General features: G+C 75.5%; 13 protein-coding genes. 7 read left to right on the plus strand and 6 right to left on the minus strand.

Translation table 11 applies throughout. From position 1 onward, the window contains the following. Positions 1-7: 7 nt before the first annotated feature. From AB6N24_RS06740 to AB6N24_RS06750, 3 genes are read right to left on the minus strand one after another with little or no spacing between them, the layout of a single operon-like run. Complete coding sequence (locus tag AB6N24_RS06740; RefSeq protein WP_412868655.1) at positions 8-997, minus strand: MaoC/PaaZ C-terminal domain-containing protein; 990 nt, start codon at positions 995-997, stop codon at positions 8-10. Continuing rightward, complete coding sequence (locus AB6N24_RS06745) at positions 994-2,370, minus strand: 3-oxoacyl-ACP reductase (RefSeq protein WP_412868656.1); 1,377 nt, start codon at positions 2,368-2,370, stop codon at positions 994-996. The genes AB6N24_RS06740 and AB6N24_RS06745 overlap by 4 nt, the downstream gene beginning before the upstream one ends. Then, positions 2,367-3,725: an acetyl-CoA C-acetyltransferase gene (locus tag AB6N24_RS06750; RefSeq protein ID WP_412868657.1), complete on the minus strand. Its 1,359-nt coding sequence runs from the start codon at positions 3,723-3,725 to the stop codon at positions 2,367-2,369. Before AB6N24_RS06750 ends, AB6N24_RS06745 begins: the two co-directional genes overlap by 4 nt. A 162-nt stretch (positions 3,726-3,887) precedes the next feature. On the opposite strand from AB6N24_RS06750, the gene AB6N24_RS06755 reads away from it, so the two are divergent. The 6 genes from AB6N24_RS06755 (at position 3,888) to AB6N24_RS06780 (ending at position 12,379) form a co-directional block, all read left to right on the plus strand. Then, a complete protein-coding gene (locus tag AB6N24_RS06755; protein WP_412868658.1) occupies positions 3,888-4,826 on the plus strand; it encodes a TetR family transcriptional regulator in 939 nt (312 codons plus the stop codon). Beyond that, positions 4,823-7,045, plus strand: a complete 2,223-nt coding sequence (locus AB6N24_RS06760) for an acyl-CoA dehydrogenase family protein (protein ID WP_412868659.1) — start codon at positions 4,823-4,825, stop codon at positions 7,043-7,045. Before AB6N24_RS06755 ends, AB6N24_RS06760 begins: the two co-directional genes overlap by 4 nt. A 171-nt stretch (positions 7,046-7,216) precedes the next feature. After that, the gene (locus tag AB6N24_RS06765; protein WP_412868660.1) at positions 7,217-10,060 is read left to right on the plus strand and encodes an EAL domain-containing protein; all 2,844 of its coding nucleotides are present in this window, start codon (positions 7,217-7,219) and stop codon (positions 10,058-10,060) included. 117 nt (positions 10,061-10,177) lie between these two features. Then, positions 10,178-11,458, plus strand: coding sequence for a histidine--tRNA ligase (locus AB6N24_RS06770; protein WP_412868661.1), 1,281 nt, complete (start codon positions 10,178-10,180; stop codon positions 11,456-11,458). A gap of 156 nt (positions 11,459-11,614) precedes the next feature. Next, the gene (locus tag AB6N24_RS06775; protein WP_412868662.1) at positions 11,615-11,848 is read left to right on the plus strand and encodes a hypothetical protein; all 234 of its coding nucleotides are present in this window, start codon (positions 11,615-11,617) and stop codon (positions 11,846-11,848) included. A 144-nt stretch (positions 11,849-11,992) separates the two neighbouring features. Next, positions 11,993-12,379 carry a DUF1761 domain-containing protein gene (locus tag AB6N24_RS06780; RefSeq protein ID WP_412868663.1) on the plus strand — a complete coding sequence of 129 codons (387 nt, stop codon included), beginning with the start codon at positions 11,993-11,995 and terminating at the stop codon, positions 12,377-12,379. Positions 12,380-12,436: 57 nt separating this feature from the next. Here AB6N24_RS06780 and AB6N24_RS06785 read toward each other — a convergent pair whose 3' ends face one another. Continuing rightward, on the minus strand, positions 12,437-13,642 hold the full coding sequence (locus AB6N24_RS06785) for a TerC family protein (protein WP_412868664.1): 1,206 nt from the start codon (positions 13,640-13,642) through the stop codon (positions 12,437-12,439). A 244-nt stretch (positions 13,643-13,886) separates the two neighbouring features. Here AB6N24_RS06785 and AB6N24_RS06790 point away from each other — a divergent pair, with 244 nt between their 5' ends. Beyond that, positions 13,887-14,249, plus strand: a complete 363-nt coding sequence (locus tag AB6N24_RS06790) for a hypothetical protein (protein WP_412868665.1) — start codon at positions 13,887-13,889, stop codon at positions 14,247-14,249. An 80-nt stretch (positions 14,250-14,329) separates the two neighbouring features. On the opposite strand, the gene AB6N24_RS06795 is transcribed toward AB6N24_RS06790, so the two are convergent. Then, positions 14,330-15,136 carry a phosphotransferase gene (locus tag AB6N24_RS06795; RefSeq protein WP_412868666.1) on the minus strand — a complete coding sequence of 269 codons (807 nt, stop codon included), beginning with the start codon at positions 15,134-15,136 and terminating at the stop codon, positions 14,330-14,332. Further along, entirely contained in the window at positions 15,133-15,897 is a 765-nt protein-coding gene (locus AB6N24_RS06800; protein ID WP_412868667.1) for a LysE family translocator, read from the minus strand. Before AB6N24_RS06800 ends, AB6N24_RS06795 begins: the two co-directional genes overlap by 4 nt. Positions 15,898-15,954 lie beyond the last annotated feature (57 nt).

Here is a 15,954-nt window from a genome sequence, read left to right on the forward strand (position 1 = left end):
GCGTGCGTCACAGCGGCCGGACGGACCCCGTGAGGTGCACCTTGCCGGTGCGGGCGTGCCAGCCCGCGTAGGTGAAGCCGTCGCCGGGCTCGCCGTCGGCGGCGACCCGCACCGCGACGGACCCGGGCAGGAGGACGGGCTTGGCGAACTCGACCGACCAGGTGAACGCGTCGCCCCGCTCGGCGCCGACCGTCGCGAGCGCGCGCGCCGCCGTGTACATCCCGTGGGCGATCGCCCGCGGGAAGCCGAGCGCCTTCGCGGACACCGCGGAGAGGTGGATCGGGTTGCGGTCGCCCGAGACGGCCGCGTACCGGCGCCCGGTGCCGGCGTCGAGCTCCCAGCGTGCGGTGGGCACGGGCGGCACGAACGCCGGCCGCGCCTCGCCGGGGGTCTCGCCGCCGTCGGCCCCGCCCGCCCGCACGAGGTGCGTGCCCTTGGCGAGGTACGTCGAGACCCCGCGCCACGCGACCGGCCCCTCGCCGAGCTCGCGCGCGGCGCCGGCGAGCCGGACCTCGGTCACGAGCTCGACGGTCGTCCCCGTGCGGTGCGCCGCGAGCCCCTGGGCCCACGCCCGCACGTCCACGGCCTGGCCGAGGCGCAGCGGCACGTGCTGCGTGACCTCGTTCGCGAGGTGCACGAGCCCGGCGAGCGGCAGCGGGAAGTCGGGCCGGGCCATGACCGCGGTCGCGACGGGGAAGGCGAGCACGTGCACGAACCCCGCCGGCAGCACGTCCGACGCGGTCTCGCCGAGCAGGTGCTGGTAGGCGGTGAGGTGCGCGGCGTCGGGCTGGACGCCTGCGACGAGGTACGCCACCTCGGGCAGGTCGACGGGCCCTCGCCCGAGCCGCCGGGCGAGCGCGAGCCGCCCGGACGACGCCGCGCCGCGCGCGTAGAGCCGCCCGAGCGACGGCACCCCGGGGAGCACGACCTCCTCGCGCAGGTCCGCGAGGTCCTGCGCGAGGTCCCGGCCCGCGGAGGTGCCGCCCGCAGCGGTCACTGGCCCACCAGGTTCTGCCCGCACACCCGCAGCGTGCGGCCGACGACGCCCCCGGCCTGCGGCGACGCGAGGAACGCGACGGCCTCGGCGACGTCGACGGGCTGCCCGCCCTGCTGGAGCGAGTTGAGGCGCCGCGCGACCTGCCGCGTGACGGCCGGGATCTTCGCCGTCATGTCCGTCTCGATGAACCCGGGGGCGACGGCGTTGGCCGTCCCCCCGAACGCGCTGAGCAGGGGAGCGGTCGCGCGGACCATGCCGACGACGCCGCCCTTGGACGCCGCGTAGTTCGTCTGGCCGCGGTTGCCCGCGATGCCGGACGTCGACGCGAGCGCGACGATGCGGGGCTCCTCGGTGAAGTCGCCCGACGTGAGCAGCTGCTCGTTGATCCGCAGCTGTGCGGCGATGTTCACCGCGACGATCGGGTCCCAGCGGTCGGGCGTCATGTTGACCAGGAGCTTGTCGCGCGTGATCCCCGCGTTGTGGACCACGACGTCGAGCCGGCCGTGCCGGGTGCGCGCGTGCTCGAGGATCCGGGTCCCGGCGTCCTCGGCGGTCACGTCGAGCTGCAGGGCGGTGCCGCGGACCTTGTTGGCGACGGCCGCGAGCTGCTCGCCCGCCGCCGGGATGTCGACGGCGACGACCGTCGCCCCGTCGCGCGCGAGGGTCTCCGCGATGGCCGCGCCGATGCCGCGCGCGGCGCCGGTCACGACCGCGACCCGGCCGTCGAGCGGACGGTCCCAGTCGAGCGGGAGCGAGCCGCCGTCGCTGTCGACGGCGAGCAGCTGGCCGTCGACGAACGCCGACCGGGCCGACAGGAAGAAGCGCAGCGCCCCGAGGACGCTCGGTGCGGTGACGGGGACCCCGTCGGCGACGACCACGCCGTTGCCCGTCGCCCCGTTGCGCAGCTCCTTGGCGACCGAGCGGAGGATCCCGTCGACGCCCTGGCGCGCGGCGGCGACCGCGGGGCCGTCGTCGGGCGTCGCGGGCCGGGACACCGTGACGACGCGCGCGTGCGGCGCGAGGCCCTGGAGCGTCGACCCGAGCGCGAGCACGGGTGCCGCGAGCTCGTCGGGGTGCGTGAGCCCGGTGAGCACGAGCACGACGGCGGCGTACCGCTCGCCCTGCGCGGGGTGCCGGCGCACGTCGAGGTCCCAGCCGGGCGCGAGCGACGCGCCGCTCAGCGCTGCCGTCCCCGCGAGCACGTGCGCGACCGTGTCGGCGTCCTCCCCGGTGCCGAGCACGAGGACCGGCCCGTCGACGAGCGGCCGGCCGGGCTGGTGGCGCCGCAGCGGGACGGGCCGGGGCAGCCCGAGCTGCTTCGCGATCTTCTTCGTGAACCCCGAGTTGACGAGGTTCAGGTAGGTGTCGGTCACGCTGCCTCCAGGATCGCGGTCACGCCGATGCCGCCCGCGGCGCACACCGAGATGAGGGCCCGCACGGGCCGGCCGTCGCCGTTCGCGGCCTTGCGTCGCGCGAGCTCCTTGGAGATCGTCGCGACGATGCGCCCGCCGGTCGCCGCGAACGGGTGCCCGGCGGCGAGCGACGAGCCGTGCACGTTGACCCGGCTGCGGTCGACCTTGCCGAGCGGGCCGTCGAGGCCGAGGCGGGTGCGGCAGAACTCGTCGGACTCCCACGCGCCGAGGGTCACCGCGACGGTCGCGGCGAACGCCTCGTGGATCTCGACGTAGTCCATGTCGTCGAGCGTGAGCCCGTTGCGGGCGAGCAGGCGCGGCGCGGCGAACACCCCGGCGGTGAGCAGCCCGTCGACGCCGTGCACGAAGTCGACGGCGGCCGTCTCGGCGTCGACGACGCTCGCGAGCGGCGTGAGGTCGTGCGCGGCGGCCCACTCCTCCGAGCCGAGGAGCACGGTCGACGCGCCGTCGGTCAGCGGCGTGGAGTTGCCGGCGGTCATGGTCGCGGGCGTGTCGAGCGTCAGGCCGAACGTCGGCTTGAGCTTCGCGAGCTTCTCGAGCGAGGTGTCGGCGCGCAGGTTCGCGTCACGCGTGAGCCCGCGGTACGGGGTCACGAGGTCGTCGAAGAACCCGGCGTCCCACGCGGCGGCGAGGCGCTGGTGGCTGAGCAGCGCGATCTCGTCCTGGGCCTCCCGGGTGATGCCCCACTCGGCGGTCGTGAGCGCCTGGTGCTCGCCCATCGACAGCCCGGTGCGCGGCTCGGACGTGCGGGGGACCGACGGCGCGAGGTCGCCGGGGCGCAGCCGGGCGAGCGCGGCGAGCTTCTGCTGCGGGGTCGTGGCGCGCGAGAGGTCGAGCAGCACCCGGCGCAGGCGGTCGCTCACGGCGATCGGGGCGTCGGACGTGGAGTCGACGCCGCCGGCGATCCCGGACTCGAGCTGGCCGAGGCGGATCTTGTTGGCGAGCAGCACGACGGTCTCGAGCCCGGTGGCGCACGCCTGCTGGAGGTCGAACGCGGGGGTCTCGTTGGACAGCGCGGAGCCGAGCACCGACTCGCGCGTCAGGTTGAAGTCGCGGCTGTGCTTGAGCACGGCGCCCGCGGCGACCTCGCCGACGCGCTCGCCCTGCAGCCCGTAGCGGGCGACGAGCCCGTCGAGCGCGGCGGTGAGCATGTCCTGGTTGCTCGCGCGGACGTACTTGCCGCCGGCCCGGGCGAACGGGATCCGGTTGCCGCCGAGCACGAGCGCCCGGCGCGGGGTGCCGCCCTGCTGGTGGTCGGGGGCGGGGGTCGGGGCCGGGGAGCGGGTGGCTGCCATGGCGTTCCTCTCGCGTCGTCGCTGGGGTCGAGGCTCGGTGCTGCGTCGGGGGTCGTGCCGGTGCTGCGGGTGGGGGAGCGGCCGGCCGGGACGTCGGTCCCGGGTCGTGCGCGACACCCCGTGCTATGTCCAGAACCCACAGTACCTGATACCGTCGGTTTCGTGAGCCCGATCACACCTGATCCGTCGACGCCGACGGGCCGCCGCGCACCGTCCTCCCCGACGGTGCGCGAGCCGCGTCCGCTCGGCGCGAACCCGCTGCGCACCGTCCGCCCCGGGCAGCAGCCCCAGCGCCCCCCGCAGGCCCCGCCCGACGCGGACCGCTACCGGCGGGCCGACGAGTCCGCGCGCCCGGTCCTCGGTGGTGAGGCCGCCCCCGACGGTCGCTCGACGCGCTGGGCCGACCACCGCGAGGCCCGCCGCGCCGAGCTCGTGCGCGTCGCCCGCCGGACCGTCCACCACCAGGGACCCGACGTCTCGATGGAGGAGATCGCCGCCGCCGCCGGCACCTCCAAGTCGATCGTCTACCGCTATTTCAGCGACAAGACCGGCCTGCAGATCGCCGTCGCCGAGGCCGTCGTGCTGCAGATCCAGGGCGCGCTCGAGGCCGTGCTGCGGATCGCCCCGACCCCGCGCGACGGGCTGCGCGGCATGGTCGCTGTCTACCTCGAGATGATCGAGCACTCCCCGCACGTCTACGCGTTCGTGACGCGCGACGGCTCGGTCGAGTCCGGCGGGCCGCTCGGGCACTTCCTCGACTCCGTGACCGCGCTCGTCGCCGCCCCGTTCGCCCACGCGCTCGCGGACGACGACGGCGGCCCCGACCCGGAGCAGCTCGCCCTCGCCGAGGCGTGGGCCGCGGGCGCCGTCGGGTTCGTGCGCGGCGCGGGCGAGCGCTGGCTCGCCAACCGCGGCGCCCCCGGCTCCCCGACGCGCGAGGTGCTGACCGCGTCCGTCGCCGCGTGGCTGTGGGCCGGGCCCGTCGGCCTCCTCGCCCGCGAGCGCACCCGCGCCCCCGACCGCACCCCCGCGCCCGACGCCACCATCCCCGACGCCGGCCCCGCGCCCGCACCTCACACCCCGACCGAGGAGTCCCGATGACCGCCACGACCGACCGTCCGGCAGCCCGTCCCGACCGCCCCGCCGCCGGCCCCCAGCGCGACGCCGCCCCGGGCGACGCCACCCCGGCCGTCGACGTCGCCGCGCTCGGCGAGCAGCTGCTCGGCCGCTACGCCGAGCTCCGCCGCGGTGCGCGCGCGGTCGCCGGGGACCCGCGGTTCCACCGGATCGAGGGCCAGTCGATGGCCGAGCACCGCGAGCGGGTCCTGGGCCAGCTCAAGCAGCTCGCCGCCGAGGCCGACGTGCTGCGCGCGTTCCCCGAGGTGCTCGGTGGCCGCTCGGACCACGGCGGCAGCCTGTCGCGGTTCGAGGAACTGGTCGTCGCGGACCCGTCGCTGCAGATCAAGGCCGGCGTGCAGTGGGGCCTGTTCGCGTCCGCGATCATGCACCTCGGCACGGCCGACCACCACGCGCGCCTGCTGCCGGACGCCATGTCCGTCGAGGTCCCGGGCGCGTTCGCGATGACCGAGACGGGGCACGGCTCGGACGTGGCGTCGATCGGGACGACCGCGACGTACGACCCGGCGACCGAGGAGTTCGACCTGCACACGCCGTTCCGCGCGGCGTGGAAGGACTACCTCGGCAACGCCGCGCAGCACGGCACCGCGGCGGTCGTCTTCGCGCAGCTCATCACGCCCGACGGCGAGGGCGGCCGGCCCGTGAACCGCGGCGTGCACGCGCTCTACGTGCCGATCCGCGACCCGCAGACCGGGGAGTTCCTGCCGGGCGTCGGGGGCGAGGACGACGGCCTCAAGGGCGGCCTCAACGGCATCGACAACGGGCGCCTGCACTTCACGCACGTGCGCGTGCCGCGGGCGAACCTGCTCAACCGCTACGGCGACGTCACGGCCGACGGCACCTACTCCTCGCCGATCGCGAGCCCGGGTCGCCGCTTCTTCACGATGCTCGGCACGCTCGTGCAGGGCCGGGTGTCGCTCGACGGTGCGGCGGTCAACGTCGCGAAGCTCGCGCTCATCACCGCGGTCACGTACGGCAACCAGCGGCGGCAGTTCACCGCGGCGTCCGACACCGAGGAGATGGTGCTGCTCGACTACGCGGAGCACCAGCGCCGCCTGCTGCCGCTGCTCGCGGAGACGTACGCGTCGGCGTTCGCGCACGAGCACCTGCTGAGCGCGTTCGACGACGTCTTCTCGGGCCGCGCGGACACCGAGGACACGCGCCAGGACCTCGAGACCCTCGCGGCGGCGCTCAAGCCGAAGTCGACGTGGCTCGCGCTCGACGCGCTGCAGACGGCGCGCGAGGCGTGCGGCGGCGCCGGCTTCCTCACCGAGAACCGGCTCGTGTCGCTGCGTGCCGACATGGACGTGTACGTGACGTTCGAGGGGGACAACACGGTCCTGCTCCAGCTCGTCGCGAAGCGTCTGCTCGCGGACTACGGCAAGGCGTTCAAGGACGTCGACGCGAGCGCGGTCGCGCGGTACGTCGCGGGCCGGGCGGCCGACGCCGCGCTGCACCGCACGCCGCTCCTGCGGGCCGTCCAGACGCTCACGGACGCGGGCGACGCGCGCCGGTCCGCGGGCCAGCTGCGCGAGACGGCGACGCAGCGCGAGCTGCTGACCGACCGCGTCGAGACGATGGTCGCGGACCTCGCGCAGGCGCTGCGCCCCGCGTCGCGCTCGTCGAGGGAGGCAGCCGCGGCGCTGTTCAACGCGCACCAGCACGAGCTCATCGAGACGGCGCGGGCGCACGCCGAGCTCATCCAGTGGGAGGCGTTCACGTCGGCCCTCGCGCAGACCGAGGACGCCGGGACGCGCCAGGTGCTCACGTGGCTGCGCGACCTGTTCGGGCTCAGCCTCGTCGAGCGCAACCTCGCGTGGTACCTGATCAACGGCCGGATGTCGGCCGGGCGGGCGCGGACCGTGACGTCGTACATCGACCGGCTGCTCGCGCGGCTGCGGCCCCACGCGCAGGACCTGGTCGACGCGTTCGGGTACGGGCCCGAGCACGTGCGCGCGGCGATCGCGTCGGGCGCCGAGCGCGAGCGGCAGGACGAGGCCCGCACCTACTACCGCGTCCAGCGCGCGTCGGGCGACGCACCGGTCCCGGAGAAGCACCTCCCGGCGGGCTCGGTCGCCCGCCAGACGCCGACGACCGGCCCGGTCACGGGCGACCCGGGCGCGGGCGACCAGCCGGCGTCGAGCGAGGACTCGGGCGTCGCCGCGGTCGGCTCGCCGGCCTGACGCGTCGCCGCTCACGGTCCCGCAGCGCGGCCGCCCCCCACCCGGGGAGCGGCCGCGCTGCTGCGTCCCGGGCGCACGGCCCCGGCGGCCGGGTGAGATCGGCGCTTCACCCTCACCCGCGGACGTCGAGCCCTTGAACTCCGCCGCTCGGGACCGATGAGGCCTCACGCGATGGAGACCACCGGAGAGCACGCAACGTCAGGACGCGAGACGTCCGGGGGGACGACGACCCTGCTCTTCCGGCACGTCCGGGCGCACGGCGGCGACGCCGCGGTCCAGGCGGTCCTCGAGCGCGCCGGTGCCCCCGAGCTCGCGGCGCACGTCGACGACATGGCGCACTGGATCGACTACCGGACGCGGATCCGGCTGTTCCAGGCCGCGGTCGACGTGCTCGGCGACCCCGGCGCGATGTTCGACGTCGGCGTCACGGCCATCGCCAACGGCCTCGACCACGCGCTCGTGCTGCTCCTGCGCACGCTCGGCAGCCCGCGCGAGGTGTACCGCCAGCTGCCCCGTGCGGTCTCGAAGTTCACGTCCACGTCGACCCTGCGGATCGTGAGCCTGAACGCGACGTCCGCGACGGTCCACTACCGCCTGCACGACGGCTACGAGCACTCGCGGCTCGACTGCGACTACGCACGCGGCCTCATGTCCGCCGTGCCGCGTCTGTTCGACCTGCCCGCGGCGGTCGTCGAGCACGAGGCGTGCCAGTCGGACGGGCACCCGCACTGCGTCTACACGATCCGGTGGCCCCGCTACCGGCGGTTCGCGCTGCTCCGGCGCCGGGCCGACGAGAGCGTCGAGCTCGGCGCGCTGCGTGCCCAGCTCGAGGACCTCCAGCTCGCGGCGTCCGACCTGGTCAGCAGCGACGACGTGGACGCGGTGCTCGAGCGGATCACGGACCGGGCCGCGAGCGCGCTGCTCGCCCCCGCGTACCTGCTGGTCGTCGAGGGGCAGGACGGCGACGAGCCGGTCGTGCGCTCGAGCGGCCTCGACGCGGACGAGGCGCGCGAGCTGGCCGACGCGATGCGCCGCGGGGACGACCTCGGGGCGCGGGCGGTCGTCGTCGACGTCGCCTCGACGCGCCACGCGCACGGGAAGCTCGCGGCGGTGTTCGGGCCCGGGCAGCGCGGGCTCGACCAGGACCGTCACCTGCTCGAGGCCTACGCGCGCCACGCCGCCGCCGCGCTCGACCTGCTGACGGCGCTCGAGGACAGCCGCCGGGAGGCCAGCCGCGCGACGGCGCTCCTCGCGCTCGCCCACTCGCTCGCCGGCGCGCGGGACACCCTCGCCGCCGCGACCGTCGTCGTGCAGGCGATGCCCGGCATCGTCGGGTGCCGGGGCGCGGGCGTCATGCTGTGGGACGCCGCGACCGGGTCGCTGCGGTCCGTCGCCTCGCACGGGCACGAGCCGCACGAGACCGAGGTGCTCGCGAACGCCACGATCCGCATGGACAACGTGCCGGAGCTCGCCGGCCTCATCACGCGCCGCGAGCCCCTGGTGCTCGACGTCGGCACGGCGAGCCCCGTCGTCGCGGCCCTGCTGCGGGGTGTCGGCGCCCGGTCGGCGATCGTCGTGCCGCTGCTCGCGGGCGACTCGCTCATGGGCATCGCGACCGCGAGCTGGCCCCGGTCGATGGTGGGGACCGCCACGCTCGCCGAGGCGCTGACCCGGCTCGAGGGGCTGAGCGACCAGGCGGCGACCGCGCTCGAGAACGCCCGGCTGCTCGCGACCGTGCACCACCAGTCGCAGCACGACGCGCTCACGGGCCTGCCGAACCGCGTGCTCTTCGCGCGCGCGCTCGACGACTGCCTGCGCGCGACCCCGGCGGACCGGACCGTCGCGGTGCTGTTCTGCGACCTCGACCGGTTCAAGTACGTCAACGACGGGTTCGGCCACGCGGCGGGTGACGAGCTCCTGCGCCAGGTCGGTGCGCGGCTGCGCGAGCGGGTGCGCGACGGCGACGTGCTCGGGCGCCTCAGCGGCGACGAGTTCGCCGTCGTGCTGCCGTCCGTCTCGGGCGAGGACCACGCGGTCGGGATCGCGATCGACATCATCGAGTCCCTCGACAAGCCGTTCCGGATCGACGGCCGCGAGCTGCGCATCACCGCGAGCATCGGCATCTCGCTGCACGCCGGGCCCGACGGGCGCGGCGACAAGCTCCTCGCGTCCGCCGACTCCGCGATGTACCAGGCGAAGCAGCGGGGCCGGAACCAGGTCGCCGTCGCCGGGGGGCTCGTCAAGCGCGGCGTCGTCCCGTCGCTCGAGGCCGAGCTGTCGAGCGCCATCACCAACGACCAGCTCCGGCTCTTCTTCCAGCCGGTCGTCGACGTGTCGGGGCCGTCCGAGTCCGGCGACGTCGTGGGCGGCGAGGCGCTGCTGCGCTGGGCCCACCCCCGCCTCGGGCTGCTCGCCCCCGGTGCGTTCCTGCCGCTCGCCGAGGAGGCCGGGCTCGTCACCGACCTCGACCTGTGGGCGCTCGGTGCCGCGTGCCGCACGCTCGCGAGCTGGTGCGAGGAGTCGGGCCGCGCGATGCACGTCGCGGTGAACCTCGCGGGGGCGACCCTCGTCGACCCGCGCCTGCTGCCCGCCGTGCGCGGCGCCCTGACCGCGAACGCGATCACGCCCGACCAGCTCCACCTCGAGATCGTCGAGAGCCGCTCGCTCGTCGACATCCCCGGGGCCGTCGAGCGGCTCGGCGAGCTGCGGCAGATGGGCGTGAAGATCTCGCTCGACGACTTCGGCACCGGCTACTCGACGCTCGCCTGGATCCAGGCGCTGCCCGTCGACCAGATCAAGATCGACCGCACGTTCATCATGGCGCTGCCCGACGACGACGCGTCGCTCGCCGTCGTGCGGGCGGTCCTCTCGCTCGCGAGCGACCTCGGCATCGGCGTGGTCGCGGAGGGCGTCGAGGAGCTCGAGCAGCTCGCGGCGCTGCGCGAGGTCGGCTGCGGGCTCGTGCAGGGGTACCTCCTCGGGCGACCCCAGCCCGAGCTCGACATGGGCCTCTGACACCTCGGTCGTCGGTCTCCGGCCCCGGTCCCTGCGCTGCTCCTGCGCGGCTCGGGCGGGGTGTGCGCCCGCGGGCGCCGCGGAGGGGGCCGTGCCGCCGCCGGTACCCTGGCGGTCATGGCCAGAGCAGCTGTTCCCGCACGCGGCATGCGTGACGTCCTGCCCGCGGAGAAGGAGAAGCGGGAGCGCGTCCTCGGCTCGATCCGCTCGACGTACCGCCGGTTCGGGTTCACCGAGATCGAGACCCCCGCGGTCGAGCCCATCGAGCGGCTGCGCTCGAACCAGGGCGGCGAGAACGAGTCGATGCTCTTCCAGATCATGAAGCGCGGGCTCGACTCGGGCACCCCCGTGAACCCGGCCGAGGCGGTCGACCTCGCGCTGCGCTACGACCTCACCGTGCCGCTGACCCGGTTCTACGCGTCGCACGCGGCCGAGCTGCCGACCGTGTTCCGCGCGCTGCAGACCGGCCCGGTGTGGCGCGCCGAGCGCCCGCAGAAGGGCCGCTACCGCCAGTTCACGCAGTGCGACATCGACATCATCGGCGAGCCCGGCACGATCGCCGAGATGGACCTCGTCGTCGCGACGCTCGCGGCGTTCGAGGACCTGGGCCTCGCCGAGGGCATCACGCTGCGGATCAACGACCGGCGCATCCTGCTCGACCTGCTCGCGGCCGTCGGCATCGCCCCCGAGCGGTCCGCCGAGACGCTCATCGCGCTCGACAAGCTCGACAAGATCGGCGCCTCGGGCGTCGCCGCCGAGCTGGAGGGCCGCGGGCTCGCGTCCGGCGAGACCGTCGAGCGGCTCCTCGCGTCGGTCACCGCGCTCCAGTCGCAGACCGGGCTCGACGACGCCCCGCTGCGCGACGGCGCGTTCACGGTCGACGGCACCGACGTGCAGGTCAGCCTCTACGACCTCCCGGAGATCGTCGCGACCGTCGCGAAGCTCGCCCCGTGGGCCGACGTCGCGTTCGACGTCTCGCTCGTGCGCGGCATGGGGTACTACACCGGCCCCATCTTCGAGATGACGCACCCGTCGTCCCCGGGGTCGGTCGCGGGCGGTGGGCGCTACGACTCCGTCGTCGGCAAGTGGCTCGGGCGCGACGTGCCGGCGTGCGGGTTCTCGATCGGCTTCGAGCGGATCATCGACCTCGTGCCCGACGTGCCGAGCACGCGCCGCCGGGTCGCCGTCCTGTACGCCGAGGGGACGCCCGCCGCGGACGTCCTGACGGCGCGCCAGCAGCACCAGGCCGACGGCAGCGACGTCGCGCTCGTCCGGGCTCCCCGGAAGCTGAGCGGCCGGTTCCTCGACGGCCTGACCGCGGAGGGGTTCACGCACGTCGACAGCGGGGCCGTCTCGGGCGACGGGCCGGGCACGGTGCGCGAGCTGCGCCGGGGCTGACGCCACCAGCCGTGCGTCCGCGGGCCGCACGTTCACGAGCCTCGTTCCCACGGGCCGCACGGCGGCCGTGACGACGAGGTGACGGGCGGGCGAACTCTCGGCGCACGCGGCGTCCACGGCGCGCGGCGCCCGCCGCCCGGCGGCATCGTGGGCGGCATGTCGATGGCTGCACCGTTCCTGCCCCACGGAGAACCCGACCCCGGTGTCCCGGCGGCCGACGCCGGGGCCGGCGCCCCCGCGCCCGCCGACGGCTTCGGGGTCGAGGGCGAGGAGCCCGACCGCGTGCCCGACGGCGACACCGAGGCGACCGACGAGGACGGGCTCCGCCCCGGGACGCTCGACGACCCGCCGTTCCGCACGCCCGACCCGGGCGAGCTGCAGGGCCGCTGAGCTCAGCGGGCCCGCGCGCCCAGGTGCCCCGCGGACCTCCCGGGAGCTGGGTGCCAGGGCCGCGGTGCCGGCGCCGCGATGAGTTCGCGCCCGCACGCCGGTCTGCCGGGGTGACGGACGACGGGCGGACGAGCGGAGCGCGTGATGGACGACATCGAGATCCTCCCCGTCCTCGGGGCGACGGTGGCGGGGTTCGTCGCGACGGCGGTGTACTACGGGGTGCTCGGGGGCCGGCTCGAGCGGCTCGGCAGCGGCGCCACGGGACCCGCACCGGCGTGGATGATGCCCGTCGAGGTCCTGCGCACGCTCGTGGTGACCGCAGTCGTCGCTGCGCTCGTCGCGCTCGGGGGCGTCGAGGGCTGGGCGGCCGGTGCGCTGCTCGGCCTCGTGCTCTGGGTCGGCTTCCCCGTCGTGCTGCTGACCGGCTCGGTCGTGCACGAGAAGGTGCCGTGGCGGCTCGCCGCGCTGCACGCCGGTGACTGGCTGCTGAAGCTGGTGCTGGTCTCGGTCGTCCTGAGCGTCTGGGGCTGAGCCGGACGCCCCGGGGGCGGGGGCGCCGGGCGTCCTGGAGCCGCCCGCGTCGCGCGCTCAGCCCCCCGCGGGCGGCAGGTAGCCGGTCGAGACGGCCTCGTCGTGCTCCGCGTGCGCGCGCTGGAGCAGCTCCATGAGCTCGCGCTCCGAGCGGATGCGGGCCCGGTACTTCTCGGGCAGCGCCTTGAGCTGCTCCTCCTCGCGCAGGAGGCGCGTGAACAGCTCCTCCTCGTAGGCCGGGTCGTTCTCGGTCTCGAGGTACTCGGTCGCGTGCCGCCGGGCCGCCGCGACGGAGTTCTGGGCCCGGCCCTTCGCGCTCGTCAGCGACGCGATGACGGTCACGACCAGCGTCCCGATGATGACGCCCAGCGACACCGGCGTGCTGACCTCCACGACCGGGACGGGGTCGCCCCCGTTGATGAACGGCAGGTTGTTCTCGTGCAGCGCGTGCAGGATCAGCTTGACCCCGATGAACGCGAGGATCGCCGCGAGGCCGTACGAGAGGTAGACGAGCCGGTCGAGCAGGCCGTCGATGAGGAAGTAGAGCTGGCGCAGGCCGAGCAGCGAGAAGGCGGTCGCCGTGAACACGAGGAACACGTTCTGGGTGAGCCCGAAGATCGCGGGGATCGAGTCGAGCGCGAACAGGATGTCCGTGCCGCCGATCGCGACCATGACCAGCAGCATCGGCGTGAGCGCCCGCTTGCCGTCCTTGATCGTGAACAGCTTGTCGCCGTCGTAGTAGTCGGTGGAGTGGAACAGCTTCCGGGCGAGCCGGACCATGATGTTGTCGGCGGTGTGGCTGTCCTCGGACTCCGGCTTGAGCAGGTTCCCGGCGGTCAGCAGCAGGATCAGGCCGAAGATGTAGAAGACCGCGGCGAACCGGTTGATCAGCGCCGCTCCGACGAGGATGAACCCGGTCCGGGCGATCAGCGAGAACACGATCCCGAAGAGCAGGACCTTCTGCTGGTCGGCCCTCGGCACCTTGAAGCTCTGCATGATGATCAGGAAGACGAACAGGTTGTCGACCGAGAGCGCCTTCTCGGTGACGTACCCCGCGAAGTACTCGGCGCCCATCGTGTGCCCGCCGAACGCCCACACGCCGATGCCGAACGCGATCGCGATGCCGACGTAGATCGCCGACCAGCGCGCGGCCTCGCCCAGCGTCGGCACGTGGGCCTTGCGCACGTGGAAGACGAAGTCGAACGCGAGCAGCGCCACGATGAAGGCGATCGTCGCGATCCAGACGGGGGTCGACACGTCCATGGCGGGGCTCCCGTACGGTTCGGTCTGCGGTTCGGCCCGTGCTGCGGCCTGGCGTTCAGCGTAGGTGCGGTCCTCGGGCGGCGCCCGGCCGCAGGGACCTCGGGAGGCACGTGTGGCAGCGTCGGACGACAGCGCGGGAACCTCGGGCGGCCGCGGGCCGGGCGGGTCCGGCGCCGGCGGGGCCGGTCCGCGCGCAGCAGGGACGACGCCGGGACCGAGGGGCGCCGACCGTGCGGTGCGCGTGGTGGCGCTCGCGGTCCTGGCCGCCGCGTGCTGGTTCGCGTGGCTCGGTCGGGACACGACCTACCAGGTCGACCCGGCGACCGGGGTCGCGTCCGGGCCGTACGAGGCGTGGCAGGTGCTCGGCTGCGTGGTCAGCCTCGTCGTCGCGGTGGTCCTGGGGACGGTCAAGCTCGGGGGCCCCGTGACCGTCGTCGTGACGACGCTCGCGTTCACCGTCGCGTGGTCGGTCACGGCGAGCGCCGACGAGACCGGGCTGTGGCTCGTCGGCGCGCTGCTCGTGCTGGTCGGGGTCGCGGTCGGCGCGGGCGTGGTCGCCGCCGTCACGGCCGCGGTGCTGCGTCGGCGCCGCGCAGGGACGGCCTGACCCCGCGCCTCGCTGCAGGGACGGCCTGACGCGGCGCTTCACTGCAGGGGCGGCCTGACCCGGCGCCTGGCTGCGCGCCGTCAGGCGGTCAGCGCCGCACGGAGCGCCGCCGCGTGCTCCTCGACCCACTCGGCGTCGCGCCGCCAGAAGCCGCCGTGGCCCTCGTCCCACAGCCGCGCCCACGGCTGCGTGCCCGTCCGGTGCCCGTGCTCGAGCAGCGTGTGCATGCTCCACGTCCGCGGCGCGAGCGTGCGCGCGAGGCGCTCGCGGCCCGCGTCGTCGAGCCCGTACCCGTCGGCGAGCGCACGCAGCCCCGCCGCGGCGGCGTCGGTCCCCGGCCCGCCGGCGTCGGCCGGGGCGAGCGGGACGAACGCGTGCGCCGCGTAGGCGAGGTCCCACGTGCGGGTGCCCGGGCCGCAGCCGTCCCAGTCGATGAGCACGAGCCGGTCCTCGGCGAGCACGAGGTTCCACGGCGCCAGGTCGTGGTGGATCACGAGGTCCTCGCGGTCGGGCGGGATCACGCGCTGGAACCGGGCGTCGGGCGGTGGGGACCAGCCGTCGAGCGCGTCGTGCAGGTCGCGTGCGAGCCGACCGACGTCGGCGAGCCCGGGCGCGGTCACGCCGTCGGGCAGCGGGTGCGCCATGACCCCGGGCACGTGCTCGACGACGTGCCGCCCCCGGTCGTCGAGCCCGAGCGAGCGCGGCGCGTGGCGGAACCCGACGTCCGCGAGCCGGGTCAGCACGGCGTGCACCGCAGGCGTCCACGGCCCGGCGGGGCGGCGCACGGTGTCGCCGACCCGGACGACCCCCGCGCTCACGTTGCCGCCGGCGAGCGGCTCCTCGACGTCGCCCGGCGCGTCGTCGGGCACCCGGGGCAGCGCCGTCACGCCGCCGCCCGGCGCGCGGTGAGCGTGACGGCGGCGAGCGCGGCGTAGACGCCGGCCGAGACCCGGTCGAGCACGCGCAGCCGCAACGTGGGCAGCCGGTCCCGCAGCGCGCCTCCCGCGACGCACCACATCGAGTCGAGCACCCACGCGAGCACGATGAACACGAGCCCGAGCTCGAGGAGCTGCAGCGACACCGGCCCGGCCGCGGGCACCACGAACTGGGGCAGGAACGCGAGGTAGAAGACCGCGGTCTTGGGGTTGAGCGCGCCCACGAGCAGGCCCGCCCGGAAGCGGGCGCCGAGCGCGGCCGGCGGGCTGCTCGGGCGCCCCAGGGTGCCGGGAGACCCAGGAGCGGACGACGAGGCACGAGGCCCGGCGGTGCGCGGTGCGGCGGTGCCGGACGAGGTGGTGCCCGACGAGGCGGTGCCCGCCGCCCCGCCGTCCGCCGGCCCGGTGTCGCCCAGCGTCCCCGGCGTCCGCGCGCGCCACGACCGCACGGCCAGCCACACGAGCCACGCGGCGCCGAGCACCTTGACCGCCGTGAACGCGCTCGCGCTCGCGACGACCACGGCGGACAGCCCGACGACGGCCCCGAGCACGTGCACGAGGTACCCGACCTCGACCCCCGCGGTCGCGGCGAGCCCGGCCCGGCGCCCGTGCCGCAGCGTCGTGGCGACGACGAACCCGACCGACGGTCCGGGCACGAGGATCAGCGAGACGGACGCGACGACGAACAGCGCGAGGCGGTCGGTGGGCACCATGCCCCGAGGGTGGCCCAGCGGGCCGGGGGAGCACCAGGGGTTTGCCGGGGGAGCGTC

The organism is Cellulomonas jepli, assembly GCF_047229345.1.
Taxonomy (GTDB): domain Bacteria; phylum Actinomycetota; class Actinomycetes; order Actinomycetales; family Cellulomonadaceae; genus Cellulomonas_A.

What these genes read in the sequence shown, in the direction of transcription:
- AB6N24_RS06750 (WP_412868657.1), bottom strand. Translation starts at nt 3,725, where the DNA reads ATGGCAGCCACCCGCTCCCCGGCCCCGACCCCCGCCCCCGACCACCAG.
- AB6N24_RS06760 (WP_412868659.1), top strand. Translation starts at nt 4,823, where the DNA reads ATGACCGCCACGACCGACCGTCCGGCAGCCCGTCCCGACCGCCCCGCC.
- AB6N24_RS06765 (WP_412868660.1), top strand. Translation starts at nt 7,217, where the DNA reads ATGGAGACCACCGGAGAGCACGCAACGTCAGGACGCGAGACGTCCGGG.
- AB6N24_RS06770 (WP_412868661.1), top strand. Translation starts at nt 10,178, where the DNA reads ATGGCCAGAGCAGCTGTTCCCGCACGCGGCATGCGTGACGTCCTGCCC.
- AB6N24_RS06775 (WP_412868662.1), top strand. Translation starts at nt 11,615, where the DNA reads ATGTCGATGGCTGCACCGTTCCTGCCCCACGGAGAACCCGACCCCGGT.
- AB6N24_RS06780 (WP_412868663.1), top strand. Translation starts at nt 11,993, where the DNA reads ATGGACGACATCGAGATCCTCCCCGTCCTCGGGGCGACGGTGGCGGGG.
- AB6N24_RS06785 (WP_412868664.1), bottom strand. Translation starts at nt 13,642, where the DNA reads ATGGACGTGTCGACCCCCGTCTGGATCGCGACGATCGCCTTCATCGTG.
- AB6N24_RS06800 (WP_412868667.1), bottom strand. Translation starts at nt 15,897, where the DNA reads ATGGTGCCCACCGACCGCCTCGCGCTGTTCGTCGTCGCGTCCGTCTCG.